Origin of the sequence: Paraburkholderia sp. (genome assembly GCF_026225065.1) — a bacterium.
Taxonomy (GTDB): Bacteria; Pseudomonadota; Gammaproteobacteria; order Burkholderiales; family Burkholderiaceae; genus Paraburkholderia.
In genome coordinates this window covers 1-12,852 of the sequence record NZ_JAMFSB010000261.1, presented here as the reverse complement: position 1 = coordinate 12,852, position 12,852 = coordinate 1, and the positions used below count along the sequence as shown (strand labels likewise).

General features: G+C 61.9%; 11 protein-coding genes and 1 pseudogene. 3 read left to right on the top strand and 9 right to left on the bottom strand.

The genetic code is table 11. The features are described from left to right. Nucleotides 1-544: hypothetical protein (locus tag M0954_RS18965; protein ID WP_297354890.1), on the top strand; the 544-nt coding region annotated here is incomplete at its 5' end. Here M0954_RS18965 and M0954_RS18960 read toward each other — a convergent pair. Further along, nucleotides 535-1,419, bottom strand: a complete 885-nt coding sequence (locus M0954_RS18960) for an NAD(P)H-binding protein (protein ID WP_297354888.1) — start codon at nt 1,417-1,419, stop codon at nt 535-537. The two genes, M0954_RS18965 and M0954_RS18960, sit on opposite strands and share 10 nt — an antisense overlap. 114 nt (nt 1,420-1,533) lie before the next feature. Between M0954_RS18960 and M0954_RS18955 the strand changes: the two genes are divergently transcribed. Beyond that, nucleotides 1,534-2,178, top strand: a complete 645-nt coding sequence (locus tag M0954_RS18955) for a TetR/AcrR family transcriptional regulator (RefSeq protein ID WP_297354886.1) — start codon at nt 1,534-1,536, stop codon at nt 2,176-2,178. 70 nt (nt 2,179-2,248) lie between these two features. Here the strand turns inward: M0954_RS18955 and M0954_RS18950 are convergent, their stop codons facing one another. From M0954_RS18950 to M0954_RS18935, 4 genes are all read right to left on the bottom strand, one after another. Beyond that, the gene (locus M0954_RS18950) at nt 2,249-4,543 is read right to left on the bottom strand and encodes a phosphocholine-specific phospholipase C (protein ID WP_297354883.1); all 2,295 of its coding nucleotides are present in this window, start codon (nt 4,541-4,543) and stop codon (nt 2,249-2,251) included. A 243-nt stretch (nt 4,544-4,786) separates the two neighbouring features. Further along, nucleotides 4,787-5,668 carry a MurR/RpiR family transcriptional regulator gene (locus tag M0954_RS18945; protein ID WP_297354881.1) on the bottom strand — a complete coding sequence of 294 codons (882 nt, stop codon included), beginning with the start codon at nt 5,666-5,668 and terminating at the stop codon, nt 4,787-4,789. 57 nt (nt 5,669-5,725) lie between these two features. Beyond that, nucleotides 5,726-7,078 (bottom strand): cytochrome c peroxidase, encoded by a 1,353-nt coding sequence (locus M0954_RS18940; protein WP_297354892.1) that lies wholly within the window; start codon nt 7,076-7,078, stop codon nt 5,726-5,728. A gap of 230 nt (nt 7,079-7,308) precedes the next feature. Further along, on the bottom strand, nt 7,309-9,096 hold the full coding sequence (locus M0954_RS18935) for an alkaline phosphatase family protein (protein ID WP_297354878.1): 1,788 nt from the start codon (nt 9,094-9,096) through the stop codon (nt 7,309-7,311). 461 nt (nt 9,097-9,557) lie between these two features. Between M0954_RS18935 and M0954_RS18930 the strand changes: the two genes are divergently transcribed. Beyond that, nucleotides 9,558-9,950, top strand: coding sequence for an NUDIX domain-containing protein (locus M0954_RS18930; protein WP_297354876.1), 393 nt, complete (start codon nt 9,558-9,560; stop codon nt 9,948-9,950). Nucleotides 9,951-9,952: 2 nt separating this feature from the next. On the opposite strand, the gene M0954_RS18925 is transcribed toward M0954_RS18930, so the two are convergent. From M0954_RS18925 to M0954_RS18910, 4 genes and pseudogenes are all read right to left on the bottom strand, one after another. Beyond that, nucleotides 9,953-10,354 (bottom strand): transposase, encoded by a 402-nt coding sequence (locus M0954_RS18925; protein ID WP_297354874.1) that lies wholly within the window; start codon nt 10,352-10,354, stop codon nt 9,953-9,955. Between the two features lie 5 nt (nt 10,355-10,359). Further along, a complete protein-coding gene (locus M0954_RS18920; protein ID WP_297354871.1) occupies nt 10,360-12,030 on the bottom strand; it encodes an ABC transporter substrate-binding protein in 1,671 nt (556 codons plus the stop codon). Nucleotides 12,031-12,051: 21 nt separating this feature from the next. Then, entirely contained in the window at nt 12,052-12,591 is a 540-nt protein-coding gene (locus M0954_RS18915) for a GNAT family N-acetyltransferase (RefSeq protein ID WP_297354869.1), read from the bottom strand. A 39-nt stretch (nt 12,592-12,630) separates the two neighbouring features. Beyond that, nucleotides 12,631-12,852, bottom strand: a pseudogene (locus M0954_RS18910) (LLM class flavin-dependent oxidoreductase); the annotation flags it as partial.

Here is a 12,852-nt window from a genome sequence, read left to right as displayed (position 1 = left end):
GTGGCGACTTGTGCAGCGCTACACAGGTCGGGTGGGATATCAGCGCGGCGTGAAATCCGAAGGGCTATCGCTGACTCCTCCAGTCATCGACTGCTCGGGATGGACCACCCTGCTTCTAACACAGGCCATGCAGGCGGAAAACGAGGCGGCGGCCCGGGCAGTGTTCGGCGCAGACGACATGCTCGCGTTGCACGCCTGGTCGGATCGGATCATTGAGGAGATTGGGGCACGCACGGGGTTCATTCTTGAGGCGCGCAAGATCACAGCCAACACCTTCCCTCAATACGCCACTATAGGGCTGAAAATGGGCGAGCCCGCCTGGGCGAACAACCATCCCCGTTCGCGCGGAATCACTCACATTGTTCAGGTGGTGTGCAGCCCGGAGGACGGCGCGAAGTTCGTTTCGGAGTCCTACGGCGGCTCTGTCTCTCCGGGGATAAGCCTTACTCCGCTGACAGAGTGGCTTGCCTCAGAAAACCATCTCAGGGCGGGTGAAGTGTGGGTTGTCGACCCTTTCCGGCTGGCGTCAGACGCTCAGGGCTGAAAGACGGCGAGATTGTCCGTCAACCACTCAGTCAACGATCGCGGCGCTTTTCCCGTGAGTTCCTCGACCGTCGACGTCGTCTCTCCCAGCGCGGAGTCGCGGAACACCTGGTCAAGGCCCATCAGCAGATCGATGACAAAAGGAGGATGCCCGGCGGCGAGCAAGACCTCTCGTTGTTGTGCAGGACTGCGATTAATGTAGGTAACCGGTCTATCGAGCAGGCGCGACAACGCCTCGGCAACCTGCGCCATCGTCCATGCGCGAGGACCGGTCAGGTGGTACGCCCGTTGCGATTCGGGCTGGATATCTTCCAGCAGCGCAACGCGTGCTACGTCGGCTATATCGCGTGTGTCGATGAAATTTGCGCGTCCTTCCCCTGCCGCGCCACCCCACGAACCAGCTGCCACATCCGCGCCTGCACGCTTGAGAAGATAAGCGAAAGCACTGGGTCGCAAAACGGTAGACGCCACCGGTTGATGTGCCAGATGCGCCTCGATTTGCATATGCCAGGCAAACGGAATCAGTCGGCTAGCAGGCCCCAAGGCGGACAGCTTGACGACCTGCCGGACACCCGCAGCAACGGCGGCATCGATCAATGCAATCTCGTTGTCGACCTGCCGGCCCGAGGTGCCTTGCGAGATAAACAACCGGTCGACGCCGCGCAACGCGTCCCGGAGGGTGTTCGGGCGTTCAAAGTCGACGCCGGCCACCGCCACACCGGCAGGTAGTCGTGCGGCATCAGGCTGGCGCGTCAGCGCCACGAGTTCAACCGGATCAGCGCCGAGCAGCGTGGTCAACGCCGAGCCAACGCGACCTGTGGCCCCGGCAATGGCGATCCGTGGCTTCTGTGTATTCGAGACTGGATGACTGGACATATCGGTGCCTTTCAGAGGTATCATGGAACGAACGATCCCAATATCTTGGAACGATCGTTCTCATATTGGAATGATCGTTCCTGATTGTCAATCTGTTTTGTCAACGAGGACCGAGTGAGCGGAAAACCGCAATATGACGAAGCCGCGGTCATCGACGCGGCACTGGAAGTTTTCTGGCGCCACGGGTACGCGGCTGCCTCGATCAATGATCTTTCGGAAGCGACGGGTTTGTCCCGTTCGAGCCTTTATCAACGCTTCCAGGACAAGGACGGCCTGTTCCAGGTGGTGCTCGCGACCTACACGGACCGGGTGCTAAGGAGGATGAATTCGACCGAGGGCAGCACAGGACGCGCGCGCCTCGAAGCATTGCTGCGCGGACTCCTGCCGGGCGTCCGGCAACGCCCTCCCGGCTGTTTGCTGGCGAGGAGTTGCGCCGAGCTCGTCGACCTGTCCGAAGCAGGACGGCAGGCAGCCCTCGTCGGCGTGAACGGGCAGCGCGAGACGCTGGCGAATCTGTTGCGCGACGCGATTGTGAACGGCGAATTACCCGCCGATGCCGATGTCGATGCCCTGGCCTGGCACTTTCTCGGCGTTTCCCAGGCAGTACTTAACCTGCCTCAGGCGGGCGCGAGTGCAGACGCCTTGGGCCGTATGATCGAGCTCGCCATGTTGGCGTGGCCGAGCACGCGCGTCGCCAGCAAGCGAGCCGGACCTCAAGGCCAAAACAAGCCTCGAACACCGCCTCGCCGACCCAATTGAACGCAGTGCAATACAGCGTAAAAGCCGGCCACCTGTATGCCTCGCAGCACACGGGTGGCCGTCGCCTTTACTACGCTAGTTCACGATCGGACGTGGCGCCCTGCGCCGGATCGCTGATGCCTGCGGCGGCGCTCTGGCGAGCGAGGCCGCTACCCATCGCCGGATCGCTGATGCTCGGCCGGCCGGTCTCGACACGTCCCGCGAAGCGCCGCGTGAAACCGGACGCGGTGGCCGTGAAGTCGTACCAGCTGCCGATTGCCGCCATTTCCCAGCGCTGCACGGCCGACCGGCGGGGCGGCACGAATAGCGTCTGCGGACGCAGGAACGCGCTCGCATAGGCATTCGCCGCTAGCGTCACCTGCACGTCTTTCGAGCCGTTGTTGGTGAAAGTCGCCGACACCGCGCCGCTCAGAGCCTCGTAGCCAACCTCGATTTCCACCTGCGCGCCGGTAAGGGCGTTGCCGCTGAACTGGCGCACGAAGCCGTTCGGCCCATACACCCACAGGTTGTAGTTGCCGCTCGTGCTGGCGGTCCACGCGCTGTCGTTCAACTGCTTGCCGGCCTCGACGGTGTAGCGCCGCGGGATCGTGCTGAGGTTATTCTGGTCGTAGACGTGAAATACCGCGCCCTGCTTGCCGGTATTGCTGAACAGCAACTCGATCGTGCCGTTCGGCGACACGCGCGCGTTGGTGTGCAGCTCATAGGGCAGCGCGCGCGACGGCCGGAAGCCCGACTCCTGAAACAGCGGCTCGGGCGAGCTCGGCGGGGTGACTGCCGGCAACGCTTGCTGCGCGGCGTCGAAGGCCGCGGTGTTGGCGGTGCTCGGCAGTCGCGAATACGTGGAGGCATTCGCGTCCGGACGCCGGAAATCGAAGCAGCCGGTCAGATCGCCGGTGATCGCGCGGTTCCACGGGCTCACGCTCGATACCGTGATGCCGAAGCGTTTCTCCAGGAACATCGCCATCGACGTGTGCGAAAACACTTGCGAGTTGACCCAGCCGCCGGCGCTCCACGGTGAGATGACGAACATCGGCACGCGTCCACCCAGGCCCCACGGGCGCACCGAACCGCTGATCGTGTCGGCGGATTCCAGATAGGTCGAGTACAGCGCGGGCGTCGTTGCGAAATACTCGCCGGCCAGCGGCAGCGTGGAGCCACCCATAACGTTGCCGCTCGCGTCATAGGACGGCACGGCTGGGCGCAGCGCGTGATCGAATACGCCATCTTCCTCGTCGTAGGTGATGAAGAACGCGGTCTGGCTCCAGACGGCCGGATTGGCCGTCAGTGCGTCCAGCACCTGCGAGATGAAATTCGCGCCGTCGCTCGGGAAGTAGCTCGGGTGCTCGGAAACGTTCGGCGTCGGCAGGATCCACGAGACCTGCGGCAGCGCGCCGCTCTTCACGTCGTTCGCAAACGAGGTCACGAAATCGGGGCTGCCAGTCATGCCGTTGTTGTAGATGGTCGAGCCCGGCTGTGCGGTACGGAAACTCTCGAACGCGAGGCAGCCGTGCAGCAGCCCGCCCCAGTTGTTGTTCGGATCCTGATAGATCTTCCACGTCACACCGGCCTGCTGCAGCAGTTCCGGCAGCGTCGGCCACGTGAACGCCGTGCCGCCATAAGTGTACTGATACGGTGGGGTCGTGGCCGAAATCGTGCCCCCTACCGAGCAGCGCACGTTGGTCGCTTCGGCGTTCGCGTCGGTCGAATTGACGCCGCTGCTGCCAAGCTGCGGATTGAAGTTCGAGCCAGAGAAGAAAGCAATGCGGTTCGGGTCGGTCGGCGCCGTCAGCTGGCAGTGGTACGCGTCGCACAGCGTGAACGCTTCGGCCAGCGCGAAGTGGAACGGAATATCCGCGCGCTCGTAGTAGCCCATCGAGTACTGCGACTTCCAGTACGGCCAGTGGCCAAATTGCCCCTGGCTCCACGCTGCCTGCCCGGTGCCATAGTCGTGTGGGCAGTCGGCTACACCCATCGCGTTCATCGTCGCCGTGTTGAGGTGAAACGGCGGGATCACGGTGGTGGTGCTCGCACCCGGTGCCGACGACGCTTCCTGCCACACCGTCTGGCCGTTCGGCAGCGTGACCGGGAAGCGATCGCCAAAGCCGCGCACGCCCTTGAGCGTGCCGAAGTAGTGATCGAAGGAGCGGTTTTCCTGCATCAGGATCACCACATGCTTGATGTCCTCGATCGTGCCGGAACCGTAGTTGGCCGGAATCGCAAGCGCCTTGCGAATCGATGCCGGCATGATCGTGGTGGCCGCCAGTGCGCCGGCGGTGTTGACCGAGCGGCGCAGGAAGTTGCGGCGGGAGTCGTTGTGCTGGGTGGACGGGGTCGGGGTGTCGTCGTTCTGTTCGAATTCGCTCATCACGTGTCTCGACGTAGTAGGGACGGGCAGCACCCGGCACTCCGAGCCAGCGTGGGTTGCCGGCGGATTACGGGGCGCAGTCAGGACCGGGAGCGCTGTCTTGCTCGACGTTGGGTGGAAAGGTTGCCGCGCCCGATCTCCTGTTCAGGTTACGAGCCGTTCGTGACAGGTGAGTGAAGTTTGTTTATTGAATATGTTTCTATTTTTGAACATTATTCAATTTCGCCCGCCCCACCCTTCCCTTCAGTAACGTTTGAGCGAGAGGACGTCGAAGGTGTGGCGAATGGTGTCCACGGAGCGCTCGTAATCCGCTAGCGCGAGACAGGCGATCAGCGTGTCGACGATCGCGAGCTGCGCGATCCGGCTTGCCATCGCCTCGGTGCGAAAATGCGTCTCGCGCGCCATGGTCGTGAGCACGATGTCGGAATATGCGTGGATGGGCGAGCGCCCGAAGTTGGTGATGCAGATCGTGCGTGCGCCCGCCTCCTTCGCCAGCCGGGTGCTGGCGACCGTTTCGAGGGTGGCGCCCGAATGCGAGATGGTCAGCGTGGCGACGCTCGCATCGCACAGCGACGCACTCACCGCCTGGATATGCGGGTCGACCGCGACACGCGCGTCGAGACCGATGCGCAGCAGCCGGTAATGCGCATCCTCGGCGATCGGCGCCGAGCTGCCGACGCCGTAGATTTCGATGCGCTTCGCACTGCGAATCGCCGTGACGGCCTGCTCGAGTGCGCGCACGTCGAGCGTCGCCTCAGTTTCACGCAGCGCCTGGACGTTCGAGCTGAAGATCTTCGCGACTACGGCCGCCGTGCTATCGCCGCGCGCCACGTCCTCGTGAATCAGCTGGACCGGCTGCACGATCTCCTGCGCGAGCACGATCTTTAACTGCAGGAAACCCTTCGCGCCGAGCGTCTTGCAGAAGCCGACCACACTGCCTTCGCTCGCGCCGACGCGCTCGGCCACTTCGCTCACCGACATATGCACGACTTCGTGCGGATATTCGCGGATGAAATCCGCGATGCGCCGGCTTGCTGCGCCATAGGTCGGATAAAGCTGCTCAATGCGCGACAGGATGGCCGACACGGTGATCGCGTCGGCCCGCGCTGCTGGGTTGTTTGCCACACGGTTTCCTTGCAGGGGGCGTCAATAGTGCAAGTATGCCCCCGACAATACAACGGATCACTTCGGGCGGTAACCGTCGTTCAACGTGCCGACAAACGCGATGATGTCTTGGATGTCCTGATCCGTCATCGCAGGCTTGTCGGTCGGCTTGACGTCGAACGGCGCGTCGGCAAAGTCGACGTTGGGCTGGTATTGCTTGGGCACATCGTCGAACACGATCACCTTGCCTGACGCATCGTGAGAGTAGATCTTCTCGGGATTCGTATTGCGCAGGTTGTAGAAATCCATCACGTGCTTCAGGTCGTGGTAGACACCGTTGTGAAAGTAGATGTGGCGCGCTGCGCTATTGCGTAGTGTTGGCGTGAGGAACATCGAGCAATATTGCGTTTGCTGCACCAGATCCTTGCGAATCGGGCCGCACAAGCCGATGTCGAAAGCCTTCGGGTCGCGGTTCTGTGCCAACTCGGGGTTGCGCGGCACGGCAAGCGCTTCGTATTGCGTGTCAGTGAACAACGGCGGCAGGTTGTCCGCGGTCGGCGCACTCAGGTGGCAACCGGCGCAGTTAGCCTTCTTCGGATCGTTGAAAAGGTGCAGGCCCCGCAGTTCTGTTTGCGTGAGGCGCGCCTTGCCCTGCAGCCAGTAGTCGTACTTGCTGGTGAACGCGTGGAATGACGTTTCCTCGAACTGGTAGCGGCCCACTGCGAACATGGCCTCTGCCGTGAACAGCCTCGGATCCTTCAGGATACGCGGACCGAAAAGTTTCTCGAAAATTTTGACGTAAGGTGCGCGGGCGAGTTTCGCGGCCACGTCTTCGACGCTTGTATTGGCCATTTCGTTCGGATCGAGTAGCGGTCCGATGGCCTGTTTTTGCAGCGTATCGGCACGGCCATCCCAGAACAGGCCGCCTTGCGGCACCATCGCTGGGGCAGCGGGCGCGAGGCCCGCGACCTTGTCGGCACGCTGCGTGCCCTTCGCGGCCGAAGCGAGCGCAGCGAAATCGGGCGGCGCCTCCGCGTCGGCCGAATCTGGCCCGATGCTGAACACCGCCTGACGGTACAGGTAGGCGAGCGACGGCGGCGGCCGGTAGCCCGGCCGGTCCAGGTGCGGACCGCCCAGCTGCACGGACAGATCATTCGGTGGTCCGTACGAATGTGCCGGGCTGTGGCATGAGGCACACGACTGCTTACCCGATGCGGACAACGACGTGTCGTAGAAAATCTGCTTGCCCAGTTGGGCGACCGCGCTCAAGGGAGCAGACGGCGGCAAGACCAGTTGCACGGGATACGGGTTCGCGCCGGTAATACCTTCGACATATTCGCCGACTGCGTCGGGCATCCGCTCGGGGTAGGCCAATGCATAGCCGACCAGGCCCACGACGGCGAGCAGCACCACTGAACATCCTGCCAACAGTGGCCCGCGACCGCGCGGTTTGCTTTGTCCGGGAGGCTGGGGAGCGAAGGTTGATCCGGCTGGCGACGAAGTGGGCTGTGGACTCGTAGACATGTGATGTGGTGAGAAACGCAGAGGTATCAAAAAACGCATAGGGCCCAGCCGAAGCCGGGCCTCCTCAAAAACATTCGTCCCGGCAGCGTGAGCTACCGGGACGTGAACCGACCATGAAGCGTGTCGGCTTATACCGCTTAGACTGCCGGTGCTACAGAGGAAGCGGACGCCGGCGGCGAAGCGACCTTCGTACCCAGGTTCTGATCGAGGAACAGCGTCGGATTCGGCGTCGTCGTCGAGAAGTTGAACAGGGTCATGATGCTGCCTGCGTTGGCGTCGTTCGAACCCTGGCCGAGACGCGTACCACTCAACCAGTTGTCTTCGATGAAGCGCACCACCGATGCCTGCGTGATCAGCGTGTGGTCAACGTAGTTCGGCTTCGCATACGGCGAGATCACGAGCAACGGAATGCGCGTACCCGGGCCGCAGCGGCCGTTGACCGCACCACCGTTGATGCCCACGCCCTGCACGGCGCCCGTCGCGTTACACACACCGGCACTGACGATCTGGTCGGCACCCGTCACGCTACGTTCGTTGTCCGAGCTATTACCGGCGCTTTCCACCGTGGTGCTGTCGAACGACGAGGTCGTCGGCGCTGCGAACTGGTGGTCGTACCAACCGTCCGAATCGTCATAGGTGACGATGACTGCGGTGCTCTTCCAGTCCGGCTGCTGTTCAAGGAAGTTCACCACGCTGGTCACGAACGCTTGCTCGTCGAGCGGATCGGAGTTACCCGGGTGCGCGTCGGCAACCGAAGGCGCCTTAAGGAAGCTGACCGACGGATAGTTGCCTGCGTCCACGGCAGCAAAGAAGTCGTCCACGTCGTACTGGTGGTGCACCGGTGTTGCCGTGCTATCCAGCGGATCGGTGTGGCCGATCACCGCTACCGAACTCGGGCGGGTGTGTGCCAGGTTCTGCGTGGTCGCGTAGTACTGGAACCACGCGTGGTGCTGAACATAGTCGGGCTCGTTCGCCGCCAGCACGTTCGAGAAGGTCGACCGCTTGCAGCCCGTCGTGCCGTTCGGGTTGACTGTGGTCAGGTTGAACCCGCCCATGAAGCCGCCCCAGGTGATGTTGGCGGAATTCAGCAGATCGCCAATGTTCTTCGAGCTCATTAATGCCGTCGCCGTCGAGGCCGAGTCGGCCGCGACCGTACAGGCGTCGCCAGTCGGATCCAGGTCGCCGATCAGCGTCCAGCCACCCTGCAGGTCGAACACCACATTGGACGACGGGCTGGCACTCGCGGTCGCGGTGCCCGCGACTACTGCGCCGTTCTTCGTGACCACGGCGCCATTGTGCTGGCCCGAGACTACGGCGACCGCGCCCGGCGTCGACGGACCATACGTGTCCGTATACATGTTGTCGCTCATCGCGAAGTTCTGCGCATAGTTCCACAGAGCCGTCACGGTATTGCCGTCGAAGTAGCCCATCACGAGGCCCAGCGTGCCGAATTCGCCAGTCGAACCCGTCGCGTTGTTACCCGTGTTGAGCGGGTACAGGTCCATTTTGCCGCCGTCGGCAGCGAGCTGTTCCGCCGCATAGCCGTGGTTCTGGCCTTCCGTGCCGGCCTGGGTACGGTCGAGGCGGAACGGATTGATGTTGGTGCCGGCCGGGTTCCCCGCGGCGGTGACAGTCGGATTCGCAGTCAGCAGTGCAGTCGTCAGTCCGTTGACCGTCGGCGTTCCGGATGCCGCAGTAAACACCGGCTCACCCGTCGGGTTCGTTGCGTTCGGGTAGGTGCCGAAGTAGTGGTCGAAGGATTCGTTCTCACCGAAGATCACGACGACGTGCTTGATCGGTGTCGCGGTAGTCAGTGCATCCTCTGCAGACGGCGCGGGCGTGTTGTGGCTGCTGCTGCCGCAAGCTGCCAGCGTCAGCATCGTCACCGCCAACGAAATCGGCACCAGGGGTTTTCTATGTAACATATGGGGCGCTCCGGATATTCTGCGACGGATCCATCGTTAGGGGATAGGAAGCCGCTTTGTTAAAGGAGTACAGCGTGTTGTCAGCTCGATTACGCCGACGCATTGGAGCATTCGAATATGAAGGTTTTATAAACGCACTGAAAGATACGTACCCGAAGCTGGCGATTGACTGGAATCGTAGGTAACCGGAAGATTATCGAAAGCATTTTGTATACTTCCGGTTGCGCGAACCGGCTGCGCCTTGGCTTCGCCCGCGCCCACGCACAACCCGCGCGCATTCGCCAAAGGCAATCAGACATTGCTCGTTGGCCCCGCTCTTTTCAGGCGCGTTTTGGCGCGGTTTATTGCGAAATTGTGATCGACAGACCCGGATTAATCGAAGACAGTATTTCGTCAATTCAATGAATCACCGGCGCTGACCGGTCAACGAACGCGCCACGGCGCGACATGGCAGACCGCAGATGAACAACGATCGCTTTCCGGTATCAGTTAAAGGCGTGGCATTCAGCGCGCGAGGCCAGGTCATCCTGTTGCTGAACGAACGGCAGGAGTGGGAGCTGCCCGGCGGCCGCCTCGAAGTGGGCGAAAGTCCCGAGCAGGCCCTGGTCCGGGAGTTCGAAGAAGAACTGGCGGCAACCATCACGCCCTGCGGGATTCTCGATAGCTACCTGTTCGAAGTCATCCCGGGGCGCTTTGTATTTATCGTGACGTATGGATGCCGGATCGAAGGCAAGTTCTCGCCTTCGATCAGCGAAGAGCATTTGCAGGTGGGGACATTCGACGTAGACCGATTGCCGGAGCCACTTCCCTCAGGCTACCGCCGCTCGATTCTTGCGCGGCACGCGCAACTCTAGTTTCAGATCACATCAACCGGCGCGCGCCACGTTTGCGGACTGCTCCATGACAGTCGTTTCAGATGAGCATGACCCGGGTTCGCCGCACGATGTTTGAACGCATCCCCGATCGCACCACGCGGCGACACTGTCCGGCCGCCGGCATTGAGCCGTCTGACGATTTCGGCAAGCGTGCCGTCGGCCTGCCATTCGTCAAAGCGGCGCACGCAGGTCGGGCGCGACGGATACCTGCCGGGCAGCCTCGACCAGCCATGCCCGGTCGAAAGCCCCCACAGCACTGCATTGACCACCGTGCGTGGCTCCACTCGCCGTCTTCCTGAGCGCTCGGGCGGCACCGCTTCGTTGGAGAATAGTCCATCAAGCAGGGCCCATTCGCTGTCGGTCAATTCCTCAAACTGGATCATGTCTTTTACTCCAGCCAGACGCCGTCGAACCGGTGACTTCCGAGCGGCGAAAATACGAGTCCCTTTACGCGCTTCGACGCAGGCAACGACACGATCGAATGCGCGATCGGCGTATAAGGCACCTGCTGCTTGAAGATTACCTGGGCCTGCTCATAAAGCGCCGTACGCACGGAGGTGTCGGAGCTCGAGCGTGCCTTGACGATCAAGGCGTCGAAGGTGGGATCGCACCACTTCGACACGTTGCTGCCGTGCACGGCGTCGCAGCCGAGCAAGGTGCCGAGCCAGTTGTCAGGGTCGCCATTGTCGCCCGACCAGCCGTAGAGGATTGCGTCGTGCTCACCACCCTGCTTCGCGCGGCGATTGTATTCGCCCCATTCGTAGCTGACGATTCTGGCGCGCACGCCGATGTTCGCCCAATCCTGCTGGATGAGTTGCGCCATCAACTGCGCATTTGGGTTATAGGGACGCTGCACCGGCATGGCCCACAGCGAGATGTCGAATCCGTTCGGGAAGCCCGCCTGCGCGAGCAGTGCCTTCGCCTTGGCGGGATCGTACGGTGCATCCCTTAACTGTTTGTTGTACGACCACTGGGACGGCGGCATTGGATTGGTCGCGGTGGTCGCGTTGCCGGCAAAAACGGCCTTGATAATGGCGGGTTTATCGATCGCCATGTCGAGGGCGCGCCGCACTTCGACGCGGTCCAGCGGCGCGTGCTGCGTGTTGTACGCAACAAAACCTACATTGAAGCCCACGCCTGTAATCAAGGTCAGGTCAGGATTGCGTTTGATCACGTCCAGATCCGCGGGACGTGGGTAAGCCGACACCTGGCATTCGCCGCTCGCGAGCTTTTGAACGCGCACACCCGGATCGGGCGTAATGGCAAAGATCAGATGCGCGAGCTTCACGTCATCGGGGCGCCAATAGTCGGAATTGGCGTCGTAACGGATCAGGGCATCCTTCTGATAGGAACGGAACACGAACGGTCCGGTGCCGACCGGCAACTGGTTGATATCGGCCTCACGATGCGCGGCGCTCAGTTGTGCCGCATATTGCGCAGACAGGATCGAGGCGAAACTCATCGCCACATTGCGCACGAAGATCACGTCCGGCTGCTTCAACTGGAAGCGCACCGTATAGTCGTCCACTTTGTCGATCCGATCGAGGTTCTTGTCGAAGCCCAGATCGCTGAAATACGGGAAACTCGACGGATAGGCCCGTCGAAACGGATCGTCGGGATTGAGCATTCGGTTGAATGTGAACAGCACGTCGTCCGCGTCGAAATCTCGGGTGGGCTTGAACCACGCAGTGGTATGAAACTTCACGCCATGCCGCAGATGAAACGTGTAGGTGAGTTGATCTTCCGACACGTCCCAGCTCGTCGCGAGCGCGGGCTCGAGGTCGAGGGTTCCCCGGCGAAATTCGACCAGTTCGTTGTACACAGCGTTGCTGCTGGCGTCGAAATCGGTACCGGTTGTGTGCTGGCCCGGGTCGAACCCGGCTGGGCTGCCCTCAGTGCAAAACACGAGGGTCTTGCTGCCGGCTGCATCCACCGGCGCGGAAATCGACAGTGTCGTCACCAACACCAACAGGCTGAAGGACGCGATGGACAGCGGCACGGACGCGAGTGCAATGCGCCGCAACGCAAGCGCTGATTGTTTCAAGGAACGGTTGATCATCGATAGGTTGAGTGGAAAACGCTACAGGTGCTTCTCGAACAGATATCCCGGCGGCTGGTCCTCACCGAAGTCGTGTGCGGACAGCAAGGTATAGCCATTGGTCTGGTACAGCGCGATGGCCTCGGGCTGACGGGGTCCGGTGCTGAGGAACACGCGCGTATAACCCAGACGAACCGCGTGCACCTCCAGTTCGGTGAGAATGCGACGCGCGAGACCCTGACGCCGATGGTTGCGGCTCGCCCAGATGCGTTTGAACTCGGTCGTGCCGGGATCGGCATGCCGCATGAACGCGCCGCCCGCTATGGCCTGCCCGTCTCGCAGCAGAAGCACGAACGCGCCATGCGGCGGCGCGAAAGCCTCCACGGGATAGCGCTGCATCTCTCTCGCGATCTCGTCGGTATCGATCAGGCCTGCGTAACGACTGCTGTATTCGTAGGCGAGCTCTTCGAAAAGAGGACGCGCCAACGGATCGTTTACCGAAACATAAACGAGGCGATCGTCAGGCGCGGTGTGAATCTGTGGTGAAGCAGTGGAAACGGATGTGGCTTGGACTTGTGTCATAAGGTCAATCATTCGATACGGCAATATGCGCGGCGGCTGCTACGCCGCGACGGGTTCACGTGCGGCTTCCGGCCGCCAACCCAGTTCGGGTGCGATACGTGTGACGAAGTCCTCAAGGATCTGCTGATAGTTCTCAAACGGCAGGTCGTACGGCAGTTCGAGGCGCAGTTCGCGAACCTGCCCAACGACAGGATCGTCAAGCAGGCGCGCGACGATCTCGTCTGCAGTACCGACCAGATCGGGCGCAAACAACGTACGGCG